Annotated in this window: 19 protein-coding genes; 6 read left to right on the top strand and 13 right to left on the bottom strand. The window is 71.9% G+C overall.

Going from position 1 to position 23,549, the window contains the following annotated elements; all coding sequences use genetic code 11:
• Window positions 1–11: 11 nt before the first annotated feature.
• The 3 genes from N8I87_RS28255 to N8I87_RS28245 are packed head-to-tail and all read right to left on the bottom strand — an operon-like array spanning window position 12 to window position 4,567.
• Complete coding sequence (locus tag N8I87_RS28255; RefSeq protein WP_263212957.1) at window positions 12–692, bottom strand: vWA domain-containing protein; 681 nt, start codon at window positions 690–692, stop codon at window positions 12–14.
• 51 nt (window positions 693–743) lie between these two features.
• Window positions 744–2,627: a vWA domain-containing protein gene (locus N8I87_RS28250; protein WP_263212955.1), complete on the bottom strand. Its 1,884-nt coding sequence runs from the start codon at window positions 2,625–2,627 to the stop codon at window positions 744–746.
• Window positions 2,624–4,567 carry a hypothetical protein gene (locus N8I87_RS28245; RefSeq protein ID WP_263212953.1) on the bottom strand — a complete coding sequence of 648 codons (1,944 nt, stop codon included), beginning with the start codon at window positions 4,565–4,567 and terminating at the stop codon, window positions 2,624–2,626. The genes N8I87_RS28250 and N8I87_RS28245 overlap by 4 nt, the downstream gene beginning before the upstream one ends.
• A 21-nt stretch (window positions 4,568–4,588) precedes the next feature.
• On the opposite strand from N8I87_RS28245, the gene N8I87_RS28240 reads away from it, so the two are divergent.
• Window positions 4,589–4,963 (top strand): hypothetical protein, encoded by a 375-nt coding sequence (locus N8I87_RS28240; RefSeq protein ID WP_263212950.1) that lies wholly within the window; start codon window positions 4,589–4,591, stop codon window positions 4,961–4,963.
• Here the strand turns inward: N8I87_RS28240 and N8I87_RS28235 are convergent.
• The gene (locus N8I87_RS28235; RefSeq protein WP_263212947.1) at window positions 4,958–5,833 is read right to left on the bottom strand and encodes a hypothetical protein; all 876 of its coding nucleotides are present in this window, start codon (window positions 5,831–5,833) and stop codon (window positions 4,958–4,960) included. The two genes, N8I87_RS28240 and N8I87_RS28235, sit on opposite strands and share 6 nt — an antisense overlap.
• A 276-nt stretch (window positions 5,834–6,109) precedes the next feature.
• Here N8I87_RS28235 and N8I87_RS28230 point away from each other — a divergent pair, with 276 nt between their 5' ends.
• The gene (locus N8I87_RS28230) at window positions 6,110–8,047 is read left to right on the top strand and encodes a glycoside hydrolase family 84 protein (RefSeq protein WP_263212907.1); all 1,938 of its coding nucleotides are present in this window, start codon (window positions 6,110–6,112) and stop codon (window positions 8,045–8,047) included.
• 21 nt (window positions 8,048–8,068) lie between these two features.
• Here N8I87_RS28230 and N8I87_RS28225 read toward each other — a convergent pair whose 3' ends face one another.
• From N8I87_RS28225 to N8I87_RS28215, 3 genes are all read right to left on the bottom strand, one after another.
• Entirely contained in the window at window positions 8,069–8,743 is a 675-nt protein-coding gene (locus N8I87_RS28225; RefSeq protein WP_411577391.1) for an NADPH-dependent F420 reductase, read from the bottom strand.
• Window positions 8,744–8,854: 111 nt separating this feature from the next.
• On the bottom strand, window positions 8,855–9,067 hold the full coding sequence (locus N8I87_RS28220; RefSeq protein WP_263212902.1) for an EF-hand domain-containing protein: 213 nt from the start codon (window positions 9,065–9,067) through the stop codon (window positions 8,855–8,857).
• A 59-nt stretch (window positions 9,068–9,126) separates the two neighbouring features.
• Window positions 9,127–10,038 (bottom strand): helix-turn-helix domain-containing protein, encoded by a 912-nt coding sequence (locus N8I87_RS28215; RefSeq protein ID WP_263212900.1) that lies wholly within the window; start codon window positions 10,036–10,038, stop codon window positions 9,127–9,129.
• A gap of 49 nt (window positions 10,039–10,087) precedes the next feature.
• On the opposite strand from N8I87_RS28215, the gene N8I87_RS28210 reads away from it, so the two are divergent.
• On the top strand, window positions 10,088–10,753 hold the full coding sequence (locus N8I87_RS28210) for a GNAT family N-acetyltransferase (RefSeq protein WP_263212898.1): 666 nt from the start codon (window positions 10,088–10,090) through the stop codon (window positions 10,751–10,753).
• Here N8I87_RS28210 and N8I87_RS28205 read toward each other — a convergent pair.
• The 6 genes from N8I87_RS28205 to N8I87_RS28180 form a co-directional block, all read right to left on the bottom strand.
• Window positions 10,750–11,934: a YncE family protein gene (locus tag N8I87_RS28205; RefSeq protein ID WP_263212896.1), complete on the bottom strand. Its 1,185-nt coding sequence runs from the start codon at window positions 11,932–11,934 to the stop codon at window positions 10,750–10,752. The two genes, N8I87_RS28210 and N8I87_RS28205, sit on opposite strands and share 4 nt — an antisense overlap.
• Window positions 11,934–12,722: a polysaccharide deacetylase family protein gene (locus tag N8I87_RS28200; RefSeq protein WP_411577298.1), complete on the bottom strand. Its 789-nt coding sequence runs from the start codon at window positions 12,720–12,722 to the stop codon at window positions 11,934–11,936. The genes N8I87_RS28205 and N8I87_RS28200 overlap by 1 nt, the downstream gene beginning before the upstream one ends.
• An 89-nt stretch (window positions 12,723–12,811) precedes the next feature.
• Window positions 12,812–13,315, bottom strand: coding sequence for an ATP-binding protein (locus N8I87_RS28195; protein WP_263212893.1), 504 nt, complete (start codon window positions 13,313–13,315; stop codon window positions 12,812–12,814).
• 304 nt (window positions 13,316–13,619) lie between these two features.
• On the bottom strand, window positions 13,620–14,387 hold the full coding sequence (locus tag N8I87_RS28190) for an enoyl-CoA hydratase/isomerase family protein (protein ID WP_263212891.1): 768 nt from the start codon (window positions 14,385–14,387) through the stop codon (window positions 13,620–13,622).
• A gap of 145 nt (window positions 14,388–14,532) precedes the next feature.
• Window positions 14,533–15,774, bottom strand: coding sequence for a L,D-transpeptidase (locus N8I87_RS28185; protein WP_411577297.1), 1,242 nt, complete (start codon window positions 15,772–15,774; stop codon window positions 14,533–14,535).
• Window positions 15,775–15,939: 165 nt separating this feature from the next.
• Window positions 15,940–17,172 (bottom strand): L,D-transpeptidase, encoded by a 1,233-nt coding sequence (locus N8I87_RS28180; RefSeq protein ID WP_263212886.1) that lies wholly within the window; start codon window positions 17,170–17,172, stop codon window positions 15,940–15,942.
• Window positions 17,173–17,402: 230 nt separating this feature from the next.
• Between N8I87_RS28180 and glgX the strand changes: the two genes are divergently transcribed.
• The 3 genes from glgX (at window position 17,403) to N8I87_RS28165 (ending at window position 23,541) form a co-directional block, all read left to right on the top strand.
• The gene (glgX, locus tag N8I87_RS28175) at window positions 17,403–19,649 is read left to right on the top strand and encodes a glycogen debranching protein GlgX (protein ID WP_263212885.1); all 2,247 of its coding nucleotides are present in this window, start codon (window positions 17,403–17,405) and stop codon (window positions 19,647–19,649) included.
• Between the two features lie 152 nt (window positions 19,650–19,801).
• On the top strand, window positions 19,802–21,667 hold the full coding sequence (locus N8I87_RS28170) for an ABC transporter ATP-binding protein (RefSeq protein WP_411577296.1): 1,866 nt from the start codon (window positions 19,802–19,804) through the stop codon (window positions 21,665–21,667).
• On the top strand, window positions 21,664–23,541 hold the full coding sequence (locus tag N8I87_RS28165; protein WP_263212883.1) for an ABC transporter ATP-binding protein: 1,878 nt from the start codon (window positions 21,664–21,666) through the stop codon (window positions 23,539–23,541). The genes N8I87_RS28170 and N8I87_RS28165 overlap by 4 nt, the downstream gene beginning before the upstream one ends.
• Window positions 23,542–23,549: the final 8 nt, after the last annotated feature.

Raw genomic sequence — 23,549 nt, 5'->3', positions numbered from 1 at the left:
TCCAGGTCACGTCAGATCACATCGATCGCGACGGTGAAGCCTTCCGGCTTGTCGACCACCAGCTGCGGGGACGCCGAGCCCAGCGAACGGCCCGAGGAGATCACGCTCTTGGTGAGAGCGGTGCAGAACTTCGCGATGGCACCGCCCACATCGACGCCCTTGTTGGCGACGAACCCGAACTGCGGTTCCGTGGCCACCTGGTCGATGGTCTGCGCGTCGGCGTCCACGATGCCGCACGCGATGATGTTCGGCGCGCCGAGCGTGACCGAGCGGTCGGTGAGCCTGCGGTGGGCGTCCTGCCAGTCCTCGCCGTGGTTGGGCAGTCCGTCGCTGAGGAAGAACACCGCGGGCCGGTGCACCTGGTAGCCCTCGCTCTTGAGGGCGTTGACATCGCCCGGGATGCGGTTGATCAGGTCCTCGAAGGCGGCGAGGTAGCTGGTCATGCCGCGGGTGCGCAGCAGTGGGAACTCATTGGCGCTGCGCAGGTCGACCAGGTGGACCCGTTCGACCACGTCGTCCGAGAAGCCCAGGACCGAGAAGCGCACCTTGGCCGCGGCCATCGGTTCACCGAGCAGCGCCTGGTGCAGTGAGCGCAGACCGTCGTTGAGGTCGTCTATGTGCTCGGTCATCGAGCCCGACTCGTCGGCCAGGACGTAGATGGGGAGCAAGTGCCCCCGATTGCTTTCCATCATCGTCTTTCCGTTCTTGCGTGGTGGGACTGACTGCGTGGGAGGTGGTACGGATCAGTAGGCGTCCTCGGCCCGCCGGAAGCCGTCGGGCGGGTTGACCGAGAACTGCGGGTCGCCGGAGGCGAGGCGCCGGGCGTAGCCGACGACGCTGTCGCGCAGGAACCCGGCACAGCTGTGGGCGGCCGACACGGCGTCCTGGTTCGGCGGTGCCATGAAGCCGAACTCGGGCCGGGTGGCGACGGCACGGACCGCGAAGGCGTCGGCCCGGCCGAGGCCGAGGGCGATCACGTTCGGCGCGGCCGGGTTGCCGCCGGTGTCGGTCAGCCGCTGATGGGCCTCGCGCCAGCCGTTGCCCTCGTCGGGGACGCCGCCGGTGAGGAAGTACACGATCGGCCGCAGCACCTGGACGCCCTCGGCCTTGACGACGGCGACGTCCTGTCCGACGACGGTCTTCAGCAGCTGGAAGGCGCTGCTGTACGACAGCCCCGGGCGGCCGGTGAGGATGGGCGTCCGGGTGCCGTGGGTGACGGTCTCCAGCTGGAGGCGAGGTTCCGCGGTGGCGGCCATGCCGAGCACGGACAGCCGCAGGGACCTGGCGACCTCCGGTGCGCCGGAGAGCGCGGCGTGCAGGTCGTTCAGGCCGCGGTTGAGCTCCTGCAGGCTGTCGCGGTCGAGGGACTCGTCGAGCACCAGGTAGATCAGGGCGGCGTAGGTGGGAACGGCGGGCCGTCCGGCGTACGGGGGGAGCGAGTCGCCCACGACGGTCGACCCGGGGCCTTGGCCGGTGAATCCGGCGCCTTGCACGGTGAAGCCGGGCCCTTGGCCGGTGAACCCGGGCCCCTGGCCAGCGAAGCCGGACCCTTGGTCCGCGGGCCGGGGCGGCGGTGCCTGGGTCTGTGTCTGGGCGGATCCGGCGGTGGACGCCGAGGGGAGCTGGGCGGCCGGGGCGTCCCAGGGCCGGGCGCCGGGAAGCTGCGGGGTGGTGGCTGAGGGGAGCTGGGCTGCGCCGCCGGTGGCGCGGCCGACCACGTCGGTCAGCAGCTGCCGCATCACCTCCAGGTCACCGGCCTGGACCAGGTTCTTGTCGGCCATCGCCTGGAAGAGGGCCAGCGCGCGCTGGTTCTGCAGTTCGGCGGTGGCGAAACGGGCCTCCTCCAGCTTGCGCAGCATGTCGAACGCGCCCGCGGCGTCCTCCGGGTGCGTGTTCATGTACTGCCGGATCAGGCCCTCGCTGTCCATGGCGACATGCCTGAGGGCCTCGGCCTGGCGGGCGGCGGCCTCCATCTCCTGTTCCTGCTTCTTGGCCGCGATCTGCCCCTCGCGCAGCACATCGCCCATGTTGGGCACGTGTTCGGCCTGGCCCAGTGCCTCCCGGCGGCCCGCCTCGATCAGGGACTCCAGGTAGGCCTTGGACTTGGCGTCGGGCTGCACCGACACCTGACAGCCGTAGACGACCAGCCCTTCGGCGAGGGTCACCTGCTGTCCGCACCGCTGGCCCAGGTAGTGCTGGAGGCCGAAGGAGTCCTCGATGGCGAAGCGCTGTCCGGCGGCGTGGAACAGGCTGGTGAGGTAGGTGTGCACCAGGGGCAGCGGGTTGTCGATGCCGGAGCGGACCAGGGCCTTGGCGCCGTCCCAGCCGTCCACGCGGAAGGCGAAGTCGACCTTCACCTCGAAGGCGTGCACGCCGTCCCGGGAGACCAGCGGGTTCCGGCCGAGGACGGCGCTGCGCCGGTAGCCGCGCAGATCGACCTCGTAGCGGGTGCGGTACTTGGAGAAGACCTGCTGCGAGGGGGTCATCGGGCGGCCCTCGAAGCACTCCACCTCGCCGGCGGCGGTGGCGTACACGACCGCCAGGTGCGGCTGGGTCGCCTTGGTGGGCCCCACCGCCATGCGGGGCACCGGACTCCGGTTGACGATCAATGAGACCGGCTCGGTCACCGGCCACCTCCTGGCTGAGTGGGTCGGGCGGGCGGGGCGGTGTTCAGTCGGGCGCCGAGGACCCGGGCGGAGCGGGGCAGCGGGCGGAAGCGGTCGCGGTCGGTCCAGTGCCGGGCGTAGCGCTCCAGGAGCATTCCGGCCCGGGGACTGCGCGCAGCCACGTCCTCCACGAGGATGCGAACCAGGTCGTCGAGGAGCTGGGGGTCGGCCTCGGCCTGGGCGGCCCAGGCCTCCAGCACGGTCCCTGCCTGGTCGGCGAAGAGTTCGCCGCCGATCGCCTCGGACCACAGATAGCCGAGCAGGCGGCGCAGTTCGCCGCCGGGCGGGGCCTGGGCGGCCAGCCGGAGCAGGGTGGGGCGGCTGCGCGGAGGGGCGCCGCCCGCCGCCGGCTCGTCGGTGGCCAGGGCGTCGGCGAGGATGAGGAACGCGAGGTGGCCGGAGGGGCGGCTGGCGGGCTCGTGCGACATCTCGGCGATGGCGCGCAGCACCAGGGGGGCGTGGGTGTCGACGTCCTCCTCCATCAGGTCGGCGAAGGCGTCGCCGATCTCGATGGCGACCTGGATGTGGTCGACGGTGCCGAGCCGGGTGAGGGTCTGCAGGGCCGTCGGGAGGTCGGCGCCGCCCAGGCACAGGCCGTGGGCGCGGGCGGCCGCGGCCTGGAACTGCCAGGTGCCGCTCATGTACCAGCCGTCGACGAGGTTGCGCACGCCGGTGCGCAGCGCGGGGTCGCGGGCGCACACGCGCAGGGCGTAGGCGATGGCCTCGCGGCGCTGCGGGCCGGTGTCCTCGTCCATGACCCAGCCGGGGAAGATCTGGGTGGCGATGTGGTCGAAGGACTCGGTGGCGATCAGACCGAGCGCGGTCCCGGCGAAGCTGCGCACCTGTTGGGAGGGCCGGTCGACCAACTCGCCGAGCCAGGCGACGAGTTCCTGCTGGATGCGGTACTCCGACCAGACGTGCCGGATGATCCGCGCCGGGTACTCGAGGTTGCGGTACTCGGCGACGGTGCACGGCAGCCAGCCGAAGTCGCCCCGGGTGACGGCGGAGTAGGTGCGCGCCCGGAGTTTCTCGGCGAACTGCCGGCGGGACTGGCTGAAGGGGTCCTGGCGCAGCGGTACGGGTCCTTGCTCGACGCTGGCGGCAAGGACGCCGCGGTCGCTGCGGAACCGGTCGAGGAGGGAGCTCGCGGCCAGGGAGACATACTCCTGGGGCAGTCCGCCGAGGACGGCGAGGGCGATGGCCTGGGTGCGCAGTCCCATGTCGCCGAGTCCCTCGAACCACTCCTCGGGGCCCTCTCCGCCGGTCTGTTCCATGCGGGAGCGGATCCGCCGCGGGTCGACGGCGCCGTCGCGGTGTTCCTGTTCGAGGATCCAGGCCAGCTGGGCGGCGATCCGGCAGGCGGCGCCCTGGTCCAGGAGTTCGGCGGTGAGTTCGGCGACGCCGTTCGTGGCGAGGACGAGTTCGGCCTCCGATTCGCCGATCCGGTGGGCGAGATGGGCGGCGAGCACGGTGTCCAGGGCCTCGGGGTGGGCGATGCGCTGCACGTACTCGCCGAGGTCGCGGTCGAGTTCGGCCTCCGGTCCCGCGGTCACGACGACATGGGCGTCGGCGTCCCGCAGCAGGCTCTCCAGGCCGGCCAGCTGGGGGCCGCGCAGCAGACCGAGGTCGACGGGCCGGTCGAGCAGCAGGCCGGCGCCGGCGATCTGTCTGAGGTCGGTCAGCCGGGTCAGTTCGGCCACCGAGTCGATCAGATAGAAGGCCTTGGCCCGGGCGGATATCAGCAGGCGTACGGCGGCCGCGGTCTTGCCCGCGCCGCCGGGGCCGCGCAGTACGACCGAGCGGCGCTGCCAGGCGTCGACGACGACGTCGTCCCAGCGGGGCGGGGCCCGGAAGGTGTGCTGGACGGCTTCCACGTCCATGGCGGCCAGGGTGCGCAGCACGACACGGTGTTCGCCCCCGGCATGGATGACGATCTTGTCGCCCTCGACCCGGTCGCCGCCGATGTGGGTCCAGGCGGTGCGCAGCAGCCCGGCGCGCAGACTGCCCTGTCCGGTACGGGCGGTGGCCTGGCTGGCGCTGTCGCTGCCGCCGACGGTGTTGTCGGGGGCCGCCGGTTGGGGTGTGCCGCCAGGCTGGGGCGTACCGCCGTCCGCGCCGCCTGCGGTGCCGGGCTGGGGCGAGCCGCTGTTGCCGCTGCCCGCGGCACCGCCCTGCCCGGTGTGCCGCCGCCGGGCGGAGGTGCGCCCTGCGGGGACGGCGCCCCTCCCCCGGTGGGCGCCGTCGTCGTGGGGGTGGGGGCAGGGGCGGCGGCGCGGGGGCGGGCGGTGTGGTCATGAGCCGTCCGCCGAGGTGCCGCGGTGGGGTACGTCGCGGGAGCCGTGGTGATGCTCGATCTTGTTGCCGTGCACATAGTCACCGCCCACGGCCATCGCCCCCTCCCCCACGGCGATCTGAGCGTGCGTCACATCGCCGACGTGGAGTGAGGGCGGCAGGACCGGGCTCCCCGGTTCGGCCCCACCGCCCGCTCCTCCCGCGGTACCGCCCGTGCCGGGGTCCGCCCCCGGTCTCGTTCTGCCACGTGGCGGCTCCCCCGATTCCGCGGGAAGTCCTGGTGGCGCCGGATAGCCGGGCACGGTGACCCAGCCCCGGCGCGGTTCGCCGTGCTTGGTGACGAAGTCGGCGGGCAGATACGCCGCCGGGTCGATGCCCGGGTAGCGGCCCAGCACCACCTTGCGGTGGATGTCCTCGGAGACGACCACCACCAGATGGGCCCGGCCGGCCCGGGCCAGCACCTGCTTGACAGGGCCGGCGTCGACCAGCCGGGAGAGGTCGTTGATGGCATTGCTGGTCCACCGCTCGCCGCGCCTGCTGACCAGCCCCTGCTCGAACCCGACCCGCAGCCGCATCCGGTGGTCGTGGTTGTAGGTGTCCCGGTGGTGGACCAGCGCGTCCTCCAGGCCCCGCACCAACTCCCTGAGCAGCAGGGTGGGTCTGGTGTCCGGCGGGGCCAGCAGCAGCATGCCGTCCCCGCGGTCCTGCACCTCGCATCCGTCCAGGCCGAGCCCGGCCCGCCGTAACCCGAACTCGACCACGTGGTACAGGTCGTCGTGCAGCGTCGCCTGGGTGGTCTCCGCGCGCAGACTGAAGTCCTCGATGTCGAGGAGCACGATCCAGTGGCTGTGCGGATCTTCCGGAACCACCACCATGTGCGACCTCCCCGTGCCTGTAGCAGGGGCCGCGTCCGCCCCACGCATCTCTGGATAGAACCTGCTGTCGGCAGTGTCTACGCCAACTGGCGCACAGTGCCCTCTTGTCGACGCCTTCGCCGCCGTATCCGACGGAACGTCACACTGCTGCGCAACATGCCGCGACGACGTTCACGTAACCCCCCGAACGGAAACCGCCGTTCCGTCATAATCGATGCGACAGATGGTAGTTGACTGCCTACTGCCCGCGCAGACGGATGATGGAGGGGGCTCCGGGTGCGCCAGTTCCGCGTCCCGCCGCAGCTGCTGATCGGCTTCGTCCTCGGTCTGGTGGTCGTGGTGTTCGCCCGCTCCTGCGGGGACGGCCCCGCCGGCCCGGACGGCGCCGCGGCCGCGGCCCCCTCGGCGGCCGACGGCAAGGCGCGTACCACCCGCGCCGGAAGCACTCCGGCGGATCTACCGGCCCTGTGGCCCGCGCCGCGCAGCGTGCGCCGTGACGCGGGTTCGGTGCGGATCGGGCGCGGTGTGGCCGTGCGCGCGGACGCGGGGACGGACGCGGCCACCCTGGACGCCGTCACCCGGGCGCTACGCGCGGGCGGCGCGGGCGAGATACGCCTGGGGGACGCGCCGAAGTCCGGCGAGCTGCTGGTCACGGTGGCGTCGGGCGGCACGCCGGGCGCCCTGGCTCCGCTGCGTGCCGCCCCACCCACCGGTCTCGCCGCGGGCGGGTACGTCCTCGCCGTCGGCACCGACCACGGGCAGCCCCGGGCCGTCCTCGCCGGGGTGGATCCGGACGGTGCCTTCCACGCCGCGCAGACCCTCGCCCAGTTGGTGCGCCCCGTCGGTTCCCGGGCCGCGCGCACCTCGCTGCCCGCCGTCCGCATCCGGGACTGGCCGGCCACCGCCGCCCGCGGGATCGTCGAGGGCTTCTACGGCACACCCTGGTCCCGGCAAGAGCGCCTGGATCAGCTGGACTTCGCGGCACGCTGGAAGCTCGACACGTACCTGTACAGCCCGAAGGACGACCCCTATCTGCGCGGCCGCTGGCGCGACCCGTACCCCGAGCCCCGGCTCGCCGGACTGCGCACCCTGGCCGCGCGGGCCGCGGCCGACCACATCTCCTTCGTGTACGCGCTCTCCCCCGGCCCTTCCATCTGCTACTCGTCGGCCTCGGACACGGCCGCGCTGGTGCACAAGTTCCGGCAGCTGTGGGACGGCGCCGGGGTGCGGGCCTTCGCCGTGCCGCTCGACGACATCGAGATCGACCGCTGGAACTGCGCGCGCGACGCCTCCGTGTACGGCAGCGGGCGGGGCGCGGTCGGGCGGGCCCAGGCGGATCTGCTGAACAAGGTGCAGCGCCAGTTCCTCGACACGCGCACCGGTGCCGCTCCGCTGATCACCGTACCCACCGAGTACGACGGGGCGCGGGCGAGCGCGTACAAGACCGCGCTGGCCGGGCGTCTGGACCGGGACGTACGGGTCATGTGGACCGGGCCCCTGGTCGTCTCACCGGCACTGCGCACCGAGCAGGCCCGCGAGGCCGCGCGGCTGTACGGGCACCCGCTGCTGGTGTGGGACAACTACCCGGTCAACGACTACACGGCGGACCATCTGCTGCTCGGCCCCTACACGGGCCGCGAGGACAGCCTGCCCGGCGCGGTCGCGGGCCTCCTGGCCAACCCGATGAACCAGGCGGCCGCCTCCGACCCGGCGCTGTTCTCGATGGCCGCGTACGCCTGGAACCCCACCGCGTACCGGCCGGCCACGGCACTCGACGCGGGCCTGTCCGCGCTGGCCGGCGGCGACCGGCGCGCGCTCACCGCCCTGCGCGCCTTCGCCGACGTCAACCGCGCCTCCCGCCTGAACACCACACAGGCACCGCAGCTCGCGACGCTCATGGCGGCCTACTGGCGAAGCGGCGCGAAGGCCGAACCGGCCCTGCGGGAAAGGCTCACCGTCCTGGCCGGGGTACCGGACACGGTCCCCGCGCCCCTGGGCACCTCGGCCGCCCCCTGGCTGGCGTCCACCCGGGACTGGGCCCGCGCCGCCCTCGCCGCCCTCGACCTACGGGACGGCAAGGGCACCGGGGCCCAGGTCCGGTCCCTGCGCACGGCGGCCCGTTCCCACACGATCACCGACTGGCAGGGGCGCACCCGTGCGGTCGAGGTGGGGGCGGGGGTCCTGGACACGTTCGTGGCGAGGGCGCTGGGCTGAGGACCGGACCGGTCCCCGCCTCTACCCCCTGAAGTCCGCCGGCCTGTCCTTCGGCGCCTCGGCCAGCGCCTCGGTCACCCCGTCGACGCCCGCGCGCAGGCCGTACACCGGGGTGCCGGGCTGCTGGTGCCAGGAGTCGTCGATACCGCCCGCGTCGACCGTGTCGAAGCCGAGCTCGTGGATCAGGTCGCGTACGACCCGCTTGGCGGCCGCGTCGTCCCCTGCCACCGGGAGGGCCAGCCGGTCGGGGTCGCCGACGGGACGGGGGCCGTCCAGGATGTCCTGGGCGTAGGTGCCGTTGAAGGCCTTGATCACAGGGTGCCCGATGTGCCGCTCGGTCCAGCGGCTCTCAGTGAGGCCCTCGTCCTCGATGCCCGCGATCCTGCCGTCGCGCTGGGGGTAGTAGTTGCCGGTGTCGATCACGGCGACCCCCTCGGCCGCGCCGTCCAGCAGCCCCGACGGAAGGCCCGGGACCGCCTTCAGCGGGACCGTGACCACGACGACCTGCGCGCCGCGCGCGGCCTCCTCGACCGGTACGGGGGTCGCGCCCGTCTCCTGGGCGAGTTCGGTGAGCGTGTGCGGGCCACGGGAGTTGGCGACCGAGACGTCGTGACCGAGGGCGGTGAGCCGCCGGGTGAGGTTGCCGCCGATGTTGCCCGCGCCGATGATGCCGATCTTCATGACAGGCCCTTCCAGGATCGATGCATGTGCATGCGTCTGCTGTGCGGCGTCAACCCCGCGGGCCGGTGGACTATTCCGATGCGGAAGGGGGGCACCCGGGCCGGGTGCCCCCCTTCCGTGCGGGCGTCACTTGTTCAGGTAGGCCCAGAACTCGTCGAACGACAGGACCTTGTCGCCGTTCAGGTCACGGCTCTTGATGATGGCCTCGGCCACCGCCTCGGTGACGTTCCAGTCACCCTCCTGGGCCATGGCGGACTTGAGCTCGGCGGCGGTGATGAAACCGTCGCCGTTCGCATCGATCCGCTGGAACTGCTTGCGTGCTTCCTCGATGTCCGCCACCGATCCGCCCCTTTTTGTCGCGTTTTCTAGGTCATACAGGCGTACTGCCGCAGGTCAGACTAACGGCCCGCGCGAAACTCCAGTGCGGCGACCACCCAGGCGAGGTCCTCCTCGTGGGCGGGCTGGGCCGTCCCCTTGAGGATGCCGAGCAGTTCCCGGTAGCGGGCGGCCCGGACGTTGTGGGTCGCCTTCCTGCGGGCGAGCACGTCGCCGCGGTCGGCCGTGCCGAGCAGATCCCGCAGTACCGGCTCGGCCTGCGGCGACTCCGGGGTGATCCCGCGCTCCCGGGCCCGGCCCACCAGCTCGACGAGCCGCTTGAAGAACCACATCGACGCCCCGGCACGCGCGTCGTGCCCCCGGTCGGCGGCGTTGAACCCGGCCGCGCCGCGCATCAGCGCCCGGAACTCGGGGTCCTGGATCAGCTCGGCCAGCTCCACCCAGGCGTCGACCTGCTCCGGCGTCGGATCGTCCGGCAGCGAGAGCGCGGTGTTCCGCATCCGCTCGCGGATGTCCGGGTCCGCCGTGGCCAGTCCGTGGAACATCTCGTCCACGAACTCCTCCAGGATCCGCCTCCGCTCGGCCGCCGACAGCCGTGCCGGCTTGTTCATCAGGGGCATCTCCTCTGCGGTCGAACCGCGTCGCGCCACGGTCGACAGCACCGCACGGGTCAGCCGCAGCGAACTGATCTGCGCGTCCAGCGCGGCCACATGGGCGGCCGCCACCCGCGCCACCGTCGTCTCGCCCGTCGGCACCGCGCGCACGTCGTCCAGGCCGAGGCCGAGCTCGCGCAGGGTGCGGATCAGCTCCAGGCGGGCGACGGACTCGGCGTCGTACAGGCGGTAGCCGCCCGCGGAGCGGGTCACGGGGGACAGCACGCCCTCGTCGGACCAGTACCGGATGGTGCGGACCGTGAGTCCGGTGCTCCGGGCCAGCTCGCCGATGGTGAGAAGTCCGGTGCCGTCGTCGATCATGTCTGCGAGTCTGGGGCTTCCAGTCGGTGGAGACTCAAGGGGCGCGGTGGTGGCAGAGACTCTGCGGGACATTCTCGACGCGGCCGCGCGCGGTGTCTTCCCGCCGGACGACGGCGGTACGACGGTCGTGCCCCAGCACACGCGCCGGGACGCCGGGGTCATCGCCTTCACGGCGCACTCGGTCGTCTTCACGGACGAGGATCCGCGGTGGGTGCGCGAGACGCTGCGGGCGGTGGCGGGCGACTGCGACGCGCTCGCCGCGACGCTGAACGCGCGGTTCCTGGCGGCCTTCGTGGAGCGCACGGGCCGTACGACCGACACCATCGACGCCCTCGTGGTGGGCTCGCCCCTGCCGGGCCGGCCGCCGCTCGCGCTCACGCAGATCGCCGACCCCGGCCATCCGCGCGCCGTACGGGCCCGTGCGCGCCGTGACGACGTGCGGCTGTGGGAGGCGGACGGCGGTGTGGTCGTCCTGGGACGCGGGGTCGCGGGCCGGCTGGAGGTCGCGGTCGAGGTGGACGAGGGGGTACGGCACCGGGGGCTGGGACGCCGGCTGGTGACGGCCGCCCTGCACCTGGCCGGGGAACCGGTGTGGGCCCAGGTCTCCCCGGGGAACGCCCGCAGCCTGCGGGCGTTCCAGGCGGCCGGATACCTGCCGGTGGGGGCGGAGGCGCTGCTCCTCGCGCCCTGCGGGCAGGCTGATGACCGTGCCTAGCGGAAGATGCCGGTGTGGCCCAGCGAGTAGCGGCCCGGCTGCGGGTAGACGGCGAGACCGTGCGGGCCGCTGCCGACCCTGATGCGGGCCAGTTCGGCCCCCGTGGCGGTGTCGATGGCGTACACCTCGGAGTTGTAGCGGCCGGACAGCCACAGGACCTTGCCGTCGGCCGAGACCCCGCCCATGTCGGGGCTGCCGCCGCCCGGCAGGTGCCACTTCTTGGTGAGCCCGTTCTGGGCGAAGTCGAAGATGGAGATGGTGCCCTCGCCCCGGTTGGAGATGTACATCTCGCGGGAGTCGCGGCTGACGTACAGGCCGTGGGCCCCCTTGCCGGTGGGCAGGAGGGAGGGTCTGGTGAACCGGTCGCCGTCCAGGATCCACACGCCGTCGGCCATCATGTCGGCGATGTAGAACCGCTTGCCGTCGGGCGACACCTTGACATCCTGCGGCATCGCGCCCTGGAACGGCAGCTTCTCCTGGCCGACGACCTTCATCCGCGCGGTGTCGACCTTGAGCAGCTCGCCGCTGAACTCGCAGGAGACGATGAAGTAGCGCCCGTCGAGGGAGAAGTCGGCGTGGTTGACGCCGTAACAGCTGACGGGCACGGTCTTCACGCGCTTCATGGTGTGCGCGTCGCGGAAGACGAGTTCGCGGTCGAGGGAGGCCATGACGACGGCGTACTTGCCGTCGGGTGTGAAGTAGAGGTTGTACGGGTCGTGGACGGAGACCGTCTTACCCGCCTTCGCGGTCCTCGGGTCGATGGGGGTGAGGGTGTTGCCCTTGTCGTTGTTGACCCACAGCGTCTGCAGGTCCCAGGAGGGCACGACGTGCTGGGGCTGCCAGCCGACCGGGATCGTCTCGATGACCCTGTACGTCTTCGGGTCGATCACGGAGACGGTGTTGGAGTTGGTGTTGGGGACGTAGACCCGGGACGGGAAGTCCTTCACAGCCGGTGAGAAGAGGTTGGGGCGGTCGGCGGCGTAGACGTCGTGGGGGTCGAGCACGGGCGGCATCCCGGGCAGTCCGTCGACCAGTTGCTTCTTCTGGGGCGGTGCGGGCGCCTTGCTGCCGAGGGCCTCGTTCTCGTGGCGCTCGGACCCGCTGCTGCACGCGGGCAGCAGCGTCAGGGCGGCGAGGGCGGCGCCGGCGGCCAGGACGCGGACGGCTTTGGTGGGACGCATCAGCTCAGCAGCTCCGTGGTGGTGACCGCGTGCAGTCCGCGGCTGTCGAGTTCTTGGAGTACGGCGGGAAGGGCGGCGACCGTGTCCGGGTATCCGAAGTGCATGCTCACCACGGACCCGTTTCGGACCTCGGCCAGGACCTTCCGGGTGACGGCGGGGGCGCCCGGCCGGGTGTAGTCGAGCGAGTCGACGTCGTACGACAGCACATGGGGGTAGCCCGCGGCGCGGGCCAGCCGGACAACGAGCGGGGAGGCCGTCGGGGCACGGGAGGGGCGGAACCAGGTGCCGATCGAACCGGTGAGCCGTCTCAGCCGGTCCGCGCACTCGGTGATCTCGGCGCGGGCGCCGGTCTCCGGCATGGTGTTGACGGCGACGTGCCGCTGGGTGTGGTTGCCCAGGTCGTGGCCGCCGTCCAGGATCCGGCGGGCGATCTCGGGCTGCTCGTCCAGCCAGGTGCCCACGGCGAGCACGGTGATCCGGGCGCCGTGCCGCTCGGCCTCGGTGAGCAGGGCGTGGGCCAGCGCGGGGTCGCCCTGGCCGTGGAAGGTGAGTGCGACGCGGGGGTGGTCGCGGGAGCCGTGGGTGATCTGCGCGGGCTGCCGGGGGAAGGCGCGCGGGGCGGGGGCGGCGAGGGGGGTGGGCTTCGCGGGGGTGCGCGAGGGGGCGGCTCTGGCGGGCGTGGGCTGCGCGACGGGGCCGGTGGCGGACGAGCATCCGCCGACGAGGGCGCCCCCGGCGACGAGCCCGGCCCCCGCCCGCAACGCCCCGCGGCGGTCGGTCGTGGTCACCCGCACCATTTAAGGGCGATTGGGTAAGAAAACCGCCGATTGACCCGTTCGGTGGAACCGTACGGGTCGTCACCTCCGCGCATGCGCGCTCAGCGGTCGGCGACCCTCATCTCGAACCAGGTCGTCTTGCCCCGGGGCAGCAGATCGACGCCCCATCGGTCGGCCAGCTTGTCCACCAGGAACAGCCCCCGGCCGCTGATGTCCAGCTCCTGAACCGGCATCAGACAGGGCAGCCCGCGGGAGGGATCGCGGATCTCGACGCGGATCCAGCCACGGCGGCGGCGCATCCGGAGCCCGAAGACGCGGGCGCCGGTGTGCCGTACGGCGTTGCCGACGAGTTCGGAGACGAGCAGGACCGCGTCCTCCGTCATCTTCGGGGTGAGTCCCCAGTGGCGCAGAACGACGACCTGGGCGAGCCGGCGCGCGGTGGCCGCGGACTCGGGGCGGGACGGCAGCGGGACTTCGGCCTCCGTCGGATTGCCGAACAGCTCCAGTGCTTTGAGTGCCCGTTCGTCCTCGACCGCGGGCGACCAGCGCGCCGCGGCCGCACGGCTGTGTCCCCGCGGCTGTTCGATGCCCTCCAGCCCCGCCATGCCCCCCATCATGGCCGCCCGGAGCGCCCTCCGTGGGCGTTCCTGAGGAATACGACCCCCGGAAACCCCTATTCCGGGCCATCCGGTCGGCATATGCCGGTGGCATTTCGGTGGCGTCGGCGGCACACCCCACCTGCGCGGACGGCCCGAATCCGGGCATGGGACGGATCACCTCGACAAGACAGGCTTAAGGTTGCCTTAAGGTTTCCATAAACCGCCCCATCGAGGGACCCGGGTGAGACGTCACGTCAATTGCAAGGGGGTTGCACGGAAAACCCGGCGAAGTACGGGAACCCGGCGGAACTCAGAGGAACTTGGCCTTGCCGGGCCCTTCCTCCACAAAGCTCTTCATGCCCCGCTCGCGGTCCTCGGTGGCGAACAGGCCCGCGAACCAGTTCCGTTCGACGGCGAGACCGGTGTCGAGGTCCGTCTCCACCCCCGTGTCGATCGACTCCTTCGCCGCGCGCAGCGCGATCGCCGGACCCTGCGCCAGCCGGGCCGCCCAGGCGTGGGCCTCGGTGTACACGTCGGCGGCCGGGACGACCCGGTCCACCAGGCCGATCGCCAGGGCCTCGTCGGCCTTCACCATCCGGCCCGTGAAGATGAGGTCCTTGGCCTTGGAGGGGCCGACGAGCCGGGGCAGCCGCTGGGTGCCGCCCGCGCCCGGGATGAGGCCGAGCAGGATCTCCGGCTGGCCCAGCTTGGCGTTGTCGGCGGCGATGCGGTAGTCGGCACACAGGGCCAGTTCGCAGCCCCCGCCCAGCGCGTAGCCGGTGACGGCGGCGACGACGGGCTTGGGGATGCGGGCCACGGCGGTGAAGGAGTCCTGAAGGGCGCGGGCGCGCAGGACCATCGCGGTGTGGTCCATGGCCTGCATCTCCTTGATGTCCGCGCCCGCCGCGAACACCTTCTCGCCGCCGTAGATCACCACGGCGCGCACGTCGTCGCGCCGCGTGGCCTCTTCGGCGAGTTCCTTGAGCCGGTCCTGGGTGGCGACGTCCAGCGCGTTCATGGGCGGCCGGTCCAGGCGCAGCGTACCGACGCCTTCGGCGACTTCGAGAGAGACGGTCATGCTCCGCAGGTTAGCGGGCGTTCACGCGCCGTGGGACACCGGTACGCCGTCGACCACCGGCCGTGGTGGGTCGCTCGCGCCTCGCGGCGGAGCCGCATGTCGGCAGAGCCCCGCGCCCCTGAGGGGCGCGGGCGCGCCCGTCCTCTTACGACTTCCACTTCTCCCAGGACATGTTCCAGCCGTTGAGGCCGTTGTCCGGGGCCACGGTGTCGTCGTGGGAGTTCTTGACGACCAGCACGTCGCCGATCATCGAGTGGTTGAAGAACCAGGCCGCCGGCACGCTCTTGCTCCAGCCGCCGCGCACGTCCCGCAGGCCCACGCAGCCGTGGCTGGCGTTGAAGTTGCCGAAGGCGCCGCCGCCCCAGTAGTTGCCGTGCACGAAGGTGCCGGAGTCGGTCAGGCGGATGGCGTGCGGGACGTCCTTGATGTCGTACTCGCCGCCGTAGCCGACGGTGTCGCCGTTCATCCGGGTCACCGTGAGCTTCTCGCTCATGACCATCTGGCCGTTCCAGGTCTCGTAGCCGGGCTTGCCGGTGGTGACCGGGACGGTCTTGATGACCTTGCCGTCCTGGGTGACCTTCATCGTGTGCTTCTTGGCGTCCACGACGGAGACCTGGTTGCGGCCGATGGTGAACTTCACCGTCTTGGCCTGCTTGCCGTAGACCCCGGGGCGGCCCTCGACGCCGTCGAGGTTGAGGTCGACGGTGACCTTCGTGCCCGCCGCCCAGTACTTCTCGGGCCGGAAGTCCAGGCGGTCGTTGCCGAACCAGTGGCCCTCGACGTCGACGGCCGGCTCGGTCTTGACGGTGATGGCCTTCTCGACGTCCTCGGGGTGCGTGATGCCCCGGGTGAAGCGGATGGAGAACGGCATACCGACGCCGACCGTGGAGCCGTCCTCGGGAGTGAACGAACCGGCGAAGGTGTTCTGCGGCGTCAGGGTGGTGAAGCTGGAGTCCTCGGCCGCCTCGCGGCCCGCGGAGTCCTTGGCGACCGCGTGCACCGTGTACTTGGTGGAGGCGGCCAGGTGGGACGAGGGCGTCCAGGTGGCGCCCCCGTCGGATATCTTGCCGTCTATCCTGCCGCCCTTGGCGTCCTTGACCTCGACCACGGTCAACTTGCCCTTACCGGCGGTCACCTTGAGCGCCCCGCTGGTCTTCACCGACTTCGCGCCGTCCTTGGGCGCGATGCCGACGACCGCTTCGGACTGCTTGCCCTGCTGCGTCGCGTCCTTGCCGTTCCCGGCACCGGAGCCGGAACCCGAGTCCGACTCTCCCCCGCCGCACGCGGTCACGGCCATGAGCAGGACGCCGGCTATGAGCACCGGCATCCCCTTCCGGCCCCGCCCCCGCGCGTCAACCGACGCCCCCGATATCGGCCGCACGTTCACGTTCTCTCCCCTCGCGGGGCCTGGTCAGGCCCGCTACCCGGCGCGTCCCGCGCACCCACTGGCGCATATTAACCGCAGGGTTTTGAGCTTCGCGTCAGGCAAAGGTCACCGTTCCGTCGCAACTTCGGCGGTTTGTCGTCGCCCCGAACCTCGTCCCCCTCCTGGTTACTTGACCGCGCTGCCCGCCTTCCACTCGTTCCACCCCATGTTCCACCCTCCGAACCCATTGTCGGGAGAGACCTTTTTGTCATTGCTGTTGACGACTTCGACGACGTCCCCGATCAGGGTGCGGTCGAAGAACCAGCCCGCGGGCGTGTCCGCACTGCCGCCCTTGACGTCCATCAGGCCCACGCAGCCGTGGCTGACATTGCTGTTCCCGAAGGCGTCCCCCGCCCAGTAGTTGCCGTGCAGGAAGGTCCCGGAGTCGGTGAGCTTGATGGCGTGCGGGACGTCGGGGATGTCGTACTCGCCGCCGAAGCCGACCGTCTGGCTGTTCATGCGGGTGACCTCGAGCATCTCCATCACCACCATCTTCCCGTTGTAGGTGGTGGTCTTCGGGGCGCCCGCGGTGATGGGCACGGTGGTGAGCAGCCGGCCGTCGCGTTTGACCTCCATGGTGTGCGCGGCCGCGTCCACCAGCGAGACCTGGCTGCGGCCGATGGTGAAGGTCACCGTCCTGTACTGGAGTCCGTAGACGCCGGGCGCCGCCTCGACGTCGCGCAGCCGCAGCCCGACGGTGACCTTGGTGCCGGGCTTCCAGTACTGCTGGGGGCGGAAGTCGAGGCGGTCCTTGCCGAACCAGTGCGGGCTGATCTCGACGGGGGGCTTCGCCGTGACGCGGACGGCGCGTTCGACGGCCGCGCGGTTCTCGATCGGCCGGTTGAAGGCCAGCGAGACGATCATTCCGGTGCCGACCGTGGAGCGGTTCTCGGGGGTGACGTACCCGATGAACCGCTTGTCGGGGACGTACGTCGTGAAGGTGGCGTGCCGGGCCGAGCGGCGCCCGTGCCCGTCCAGCGCCACCGCGTCGACGGTGTACTTGGCGGCGAGCGCCAGCTTCCGCTCGTCGGGTTGCCAGGTCCTGCCGTCGTCGGTGATGTGTCCGGCCACGGGGGTGTCCTGGGCGTCCTGGACCCGGACCACGCTCACCGATTCGAGTCGTCCGTCGGACACCCGTACCCGTAGTGGCTCGCCGGAGCGAACGGCCTTGCTGCCGTCGTCCGGGGAGACGCGGATGATGTCCGCGGCTGCCGGGGGTTTGCCGAAGATCCGGTCGAGGGCGTCGCCGCCCGAGCCGTCCCCGGTACAGCCGGCGGCTCCCGCCAGCAGTCCTGCCCATGTCAGTACGGCGGCCAGCACGGCCCCCGCGCGCCGTGCGCGCCCTTGTGCATACCTCACGAGCGGCTCAACGACCGGGCCCGCCCTGGGGAAACGTGAGTGCGACGCAAGCGCTGGGCAGAACAGTGGGAGGACGACGCGATGGGGAGCCGCGCCCGTGAGCCGCGGGGACAGCCGGCGCCGGGAGGTCGTGCGCGCAGCGGCCCCGCCGGGGGCCGGGCGCGGCGGCCGCCTGGGCACTGGCTGAGAGCGCTCCGAAGGCGAACGAGCCGACACAAAGGGGCCGCAAGGTGACGAGCGCAGCCGAGCAGCAGACAGTGGCCCAGGAGCGGGCCCTCGACGGCGGCCGCCCGGCCTCCGCGGTGAACGGCGCCCAGCGCGCCACCGCGCCGACTCCACCCGTTTGGCCGGGCGCGCCCATGCCGCTGGGCGCCCGTTTCCGGGCGGGCCCGGACGGGGTGGCGGGCACCAACTTCGCGTTGTGGGCGGCCGGGGCGGAGGCGGTCCAGCTGTGTCTGTTCGACGAGCGGGGCCGGGAGACGGGGGTGCGGCTGACCGAGCTGACGCACGAGATCTGGCACGGCTTCGTGCCGGGGGTGATGCCAGGACAGCGCTACGGCTATCGGGTGGACGGCCGCTGGGACCCGTGGATCGGCGCCCGCTGGAACCCGGCGAAGCTGCTCCTCGACCCGTACGCGCGCGCGGTGGACGGCGAGTTCAGCCTGCCGCCGGAGGTGTACGGGCATGTCCGCGACTGGCCGGAGCAGCATGTCGCGGACACTGTGCGCGACGACCGGGACTCGGCGCCGTACGTCCCCAAGGGCGTGGTCGTCCACGATGACGACGACTGGGCGGACGACCGCCGCCCCAAGACGCCGTGGGCCGACTCGGTCATCTACGAGTTGCATGTACGCGGCTTCACGCGACTGCACCCGGACATCCCGCCCGAGCTGCGCGGCACGTACGCGGGCCTGGCGCACCCGGCGGCGGTCGAGCACCTGGTGAAGCTGGGCGTGACGGCGGTCGAGCTGCTCCCGGTGCACCAGTTCGCGCACGAGGACCATCTGCTGCGCCGCGGTCTGAAGAACTACTGGGGCTACAACTCGATCGGATACTTCGCCCCGCACGCGGCGTACGCGGCCTCCGGTTCGACGGGACAGCAGGTCGGCGAGTTCAAGCGGATGGTCCGCGCCCTGCACGCGGCGGGCATCGAGGTCATCCTGGACGTGGTCTACAACCACACCGCGGAGGCGGGCGAACTGGGCCCGACGCTCTCCCTCAAGGGCATCGACAACCGCGGCTACTACCGCCTCCAGGACGACGCCCGCCGCTACGCCGACTACACCGGCTGCGGCAACACGCTGCACGTGGTGCAGCCGCAGGTCCTGCGCCTCATCACCGACTCGCTGCGGTACTGGGTGACGGAGATGGGCGTGGACGGCTTCCGCTTCGACCTGGCGGCGGCGCTGGCGCGCTCCATGCACGACGTCGACATGCTCTCCCCCTTCCTCGCGGTGATCGCCCAGGACCCGGTGCTGCGCCGGGTGAAGCTGATCGCCGAGCCCTGGGACATCGGCTCCGGCGGCTACCAGGTGGGGGCCTTCCCCCCGCTCTGGACGGAGTGGAACGACCGCTACCGCAACGCGATCCGCGACTTCTGGCGCGGCGCGCTCCCCGATGTGCGCGACCTCGGCTACCGCCTCTCCGGCTCCAGCGACCTGTACGCCTGGGGCGGCCGCCGCCCCTACGCCTCGGTCAACTTCATCACCGCCCACGACGGCTTCACCCTGCGCGACCTGGTCTCCTACGAGGGCAAGCACAACGAGGCGAACGGCGAGAACAACCGCGACGGCTCGAACGACAACCGCTCCTGGAACGGCGGCGCGGAGGGCGAGACGGGCGAGGAGCCGGTACGTGCGCTGCGCCGCCGCCAGTTGCGCAACCTGCTGACCACGCTGCTGCTGTCGACCGGTGTGCCGATGCTGGTGGCGGGCGATGAGCTGGGCCGCACACAGCGCGGCAACAACAACGCGTACTGCCAGGACAACGAGATCAGCTGGCTGGACTGGTCCCTCCTGGACGACCCGGCCTGGCGCCGGCTCTTCGACCTGACCTCCCGTCTCATCGCCCTGCGCCACCGCCATCCGGTCCTGCGCCGCCGCGCCTTCTTCTCCGGCCGCGCCCACTCGGCGGACGGCCTGCGGGACCTGGCCTGGTTCACGGCACGCGGCGAGGAGATGACCGAAAGCGACTGGTACGCCCCCGCGGCCACGCTCGGCATGTACCTCTCCGGCCGCGACATACCGGGCCGCGACGAACAGGGCGCCCCCATCACCGACGACAGCTTCCTCACCCTCCTGCACGCAGGCGACCGCCCGGCGACATTCGTCCTGCCGGGCCCCCCGTGGGCGGAGCGGTACGAGGTCGTGGTCGACACCTCGCGGGAGGAGCAGGGGGAGGCACCGGGGGTGGTGCACGGGGCGGGTACTGCGATCACGGTGCCGGCACAGGCGGTACTGTTGCTGAAGGTGGGCTGAGGGTGGGCAGAGGGTGCTGAAGGCGGGCTGAGGGCCCGCCCCATTGCTCCCGTACGACCCCTCGAACTCGCTGGTCGTAGGACCAGCGGCCGATCGCGGTCCGGCCAAAACTCGGTGGGCGTTGTCAGTGGCGGTCCGTAGGCTCGCGAGTGATGCCCACGACACGTGCAACCACCAGCGATCGCTCAACTGTACGCATCCTGTTGCGGCTGTGGCCGTACGTCCGGCCGGTGCGGGTGCGGCTGTTCACCGCCGCGTTCGTCGCGGTCGTCGCCTCCTGTCTGGGGCTGGTGATCCCGCTCGTCCTGAAGTGGATGGTGGACGGGCCGGTCGCCGACCGGGATCCGGGCGGGGTGTGGCTCGGCGCGCTGTATCTGCTGCTGCTCGGGGTCGCGGAGGCGGGGCTGTTCGGGCTGCGGCGGTGGCTGGTCGCGCGGCCGCTGTCGAACGTCGAGGCGGAGATGCGGGCGGGCCTGTACCGGCATCTGCAACGGCTGCCGGTGGCCTTCCACGACCGGTGGGCCTCCGGCCAGTTGCTGTCCCGCGCCACGACCGATCTGATGCTGCTGCGCATGTTCCTCGCCTTTCCGCTGACGTTCCTGCTGGTCAACGGGGTGACGATCCTTGTCGGCCTGGTCATCATGCTCCAGCAGGATTGGACCCTGGGGCTGGTCGTCCTGGGTCCCGCCGTGCCCGTGATGTGGACCTGCGTCGTCTTCGAGCGGCGGTACGCCGAGGTGGCCCGGCTGGCCCAGGACCAGGTCGGCGACCTGACGACGGTCGTCGAGGAGAGCGTGCTCGGGATCCGGATCATCAAGGGGTTCGGCCGGCACCGCAGCCAGGCGCGGGTGTTCCGCACACTGTCGTGGACGCTGCGCGGCACCGAGCTGCGCAAGGCCCGGCTGCTGGCGACCATCTGGGGCGTCATCGTGACACTGCCGGAACTGGCGATCGGCGCGGCGCTGGTGCTGGGGGCCGTACAGGTGGCGGACGGGGACCTGTCGACGGGGACCCTGGTCGCCTTTCTGAGTACGGCACTCGCGCTGCGCTGGCCCGTGGACTCCATCGGGTTCCTGCTGGCGATGACCCAGGAGGCGGCGACCGCGACAGAGCGGTACTTCGAGGTGATGGACGCCCGGCCGGAGGACCCGCACGTCACCGGCCGGACCGGGAGACCGGCGGCCGCACGGTCCGGTCTGCGGTTCGACGGCGTCACGTTCCGCTACCCCGACGCCCCGCCCGGCTCCCCGCCCGTCCTCGACCGCATCGACCTCCACATCCGCCCCGGCGAGTCCATGGCCCTGGTCGGGGCCACCGGCAGTGGCAAGACCACGCTCACCGCGCTCGTCCCCCGGCTGCACGAGGTGACCTCCGGGCGGATCACGCTGGACGGCGAGGACATCACCGCGATGTCCCGCGAGGAACTGCGCTCCAAGGTGGCGGTCGCCTTCGAGGAGCCCACCCTGTTCTCGGCGAGCGTCGGGGAGAACGTGCTCATGGGGGCCGACGACGGCGCCGGTGCGCCGGAGCTGGAGCGGGCGCTCGCCGTCGCACAGGCCGAGTTCGCGCACGGGCTGCCGCAGGGCACGGGGACACAGGTCGGTGAGCAGGGGCTGAGCCTGTCCGGCGGGCAGCGGCAGCGACTGGCGCTGGCCCGCGCCGTCGTCGGCCGGCCCGGGTTCCTGGTCCTCGACGACCCGCTGTCCGCGCTCGACGTGCACACGGAGGCCGCCGTGGAGGCCGCGCTGCGACAGGTCCTCGCCGACACCACCGCGCTCATCGTGGCCCACCGGCCCTCCACGGTGCTGCTCGCCGACCGCGTCGCCCTGCTCTCCGAAGGCCGCATCACCGCGGTCGGCACCCACCACGAACTGCTGCGCACGAACGCCGAATACGCCCATCTGATGTCGGGCGAACCAACGAGGGAACCGGCCGGGGATCCGGACGGAGAACCGGGCGAGCAGCTGGCCAAGGAAGCGAGCGGGCAACCGACCGAGGAAGCGGAGGACGACCGATGACCGCCCCCACCACCTCCACGTCCACCTCCACCTCCCCCGCGACCGGTGACGACGGCGAACTCCCCCGCCCGCCCGACGGCACCGACCCCTTCGACCGCGACGTCCTGCCCACCCGGCCCGGTGCCACGGCCGCCCTGCTGCGGTCGCTGCTCGCCCCGATGAAGGCCCGTGTCGCCGTCACCACCCTTGTGCTGCTGCTCCAGCAGGCGGCCGTCCAGGCGGGCCCGCTCCTGGTGGCGTACGCCATCGACCGCGCCGTACCGGCGTTCCAGGACCACGACCACGGTCCGCTGATCGCGGTGGCCGTCGCCTACGGCCTGTGCGCGCTGGTCTCCGGCGTGCTCCAGTTCGCGTTCATCGAGGCCTCCGCGCGCGTCAACCAGGACGTGCTGCTCGATCTGCGCGGCCGGATCTTCCGGCACGCCCAGGCGCTCAGCGTCGACTTCCACGAGCGGTACACCAGCGGTCGCCTCATCTCCCGCTCCACCACGGATGTCGAGTCGCTGCGCGAGCTGCTCAGCGAGGGGCTCCAGGAACTGGTCACGGTCGTCCTGTCGTTCGTCTACATCTCGGCGATGCTGCTCTGGCTCGACCTCGGCCTGGGCGCGGTCGCCGTGGTCTCGTTCGTGCCGCTCTATCTCCTCGTACGGCTGTACCAGCGGCGCGCGGGACGGGTGTTCACCGCGCGGTCCACGGCGATCGCGGCCGTGATCGTGAAGTTCGTGGAGACGATGAACGGCATCCGGCCGGTGCGCACCTTCCGCCGGGAGGCCGCGAACGACGCCGACTTCCGCGTCCTGAACCGGCGCCACGAACGCACCAACGGCGACGCCCTGCTGGAGATGGCCCGCTATGTGGTCGGCTCCCGGCTGGTCGCCAACACGGCGGTCGCGGTGATCGTGCTGTGGGGCGCCCACCGGGTGGCGTCCGGCTCGCTGGAACTCGGTGTGCTCGCGGCCGCGGTGCTGTATCTGCGGCGGCTGTACGACCCGATCGACCGGCTGGGCATGTTCCTCAACTCGTACCAGTCGGCGGCCGCCTCCCTGGAGAAGATCGCCGGGCTGCTCGCCCAGACCCCGTCCGTGCCGGAACCCTCGGCACCCAAGGAGCTCCCGGCGCTCGAGTCGGCGGACCACCCCGGCCGCGAGGTCGTCTTCGACGGCGTGCGGTTCGCCTACCGCACCGGCGGCGAGGTGCTCCCCCGCTTCGATCTCACGCTGCCGGCCGGGCAGACGGTCGCGGTCGTCGGCTCGACCGGCGCGGGCAAGTCGACGCTGGCCAAGCTGCTCGCCCGCTTCTACGACCCGTCCGACGGCCGGGTCCTGCTGGACGGAGTCGACCTGCGCGAGCTGGCCGTGCGCGAACTGCGGCGCGGGGTGGTCATGGTGACCCAGGAGGCATTCCTGTTCTCCGGCACGGTCGCCGAGAACATCGCGATCGGGCGGCCGGACGCGAGCCGTGCGGAGATCGAGCGGGCGGCCAAGGCGATCGGCGCGCACGAGTTCATCAGCGCGCTGCCCGACGGGTACGACACGGACGTACGCAAGCGCGGCGGCCGCATCTCCGCGGGGCAGCGCCAACTGGTGGCCTTCGCAAGGGCCTTGCTCGCCGACCCGGCGGTGCTGATCCTCGACGAGGCGACCAGTTCGCTGGACGTCCCCGGCGAGCGGGCGGTGCAGCGCGCGATGTCGACGGTGCTGCGGGGCCGTACGGCCGTGGTGATCGCACACCGGCTGTCGACCGTGGCGATCGCCGACCGGGTACTGGTGATGGAGCACGGACGGATCGTCGAGGACGGCCCGCCGGACGAACTGATCGTCGGCACGGGCCGGTTCGCCGATCTGCACCGGGCCTGGCGGGACAGTCTGGCGTAGTGGGCGGA

Source organism: Streptomyces sp. HUAS 15-9, assembly GCF_025642155.1.
In the GTDB taxonomy this organism is placed as follows: domain Bacteria; phylum Actinomycetota; class Actinomycetes; order Streptomycetales; family Streptomycetaceae; genus Streptomyces.
Note: the sequence above shows the minus strand (reverse complement) of the source record. Positions and strands in the feature narration are given on the sequence as shown.

Bases quoted from the DNA above. Each gene is read 5' to 3' on its own strand.
- N8I87_RS28255 (WP_263212957.1), bottom strand. From the start codon at position 692: ATGATGGAAAGCAATCGGGGGCACTTGCTCCCCATCTACGTCCTGGCC.
- N8I87_RS28240 (WP_263212950.1), top strand. From the start codon at position 4,589: ATGGATGACGATCTTGTCGCCCTCGACCCGGTCGCCGCCGATGTGGGT.
- N8I87_RS28235 (WP_263212947.1), bottom strand. From the start codon at position 5,833: ATGGTGGTGGTTCCGGAAGATCCGCACAGCCACTGGATCGTGCTCCTC.
- N8I87_RS28215 (WP_263212900.1), bottom strand. From the start codon at position 10,038: ATGATCGACGACGGCACCGGACTTCTCACCATCGGCGAGCTGGCCCGG.
- N8I87_RS28205 (WP_263212896.1), bottom strand. From the start codon at position 11,934: ATGCGTCCCACCAAAGCCGTCCGCGTCCTGGCCGCCGGCGCCGCCCTC.
- N8I87_RS28195 (WP_263212893.1), bottom strand. From the start codon at position 13,315: ATGGCGGGGCTGGAGGGCATCGAACAGCCGCGGGGACACAGCCGTGCG.
- N8I87_RS28190 (WP_263212891.1), bottom strand. From the start codon at position 14,387: ATGACCGTCTCTCTCGAAGTCGCCGAAGGCGTCGGTACGCTGCGCCTG.
- N8I87_RS28170 (WP_411577296.1), top strand. From the start codon at position 19,802: ATGCCCACGACACGTGCAACCACCAGCGATCGCTCAACTGTACGCATC.
- N8I87_RS28165 (WP_263212883.1), top strand. From the start codon at position 21,664: ATGACCGCCCCCACCACCTCCACGTCCACCTCCACCTCCCCCGCGACC.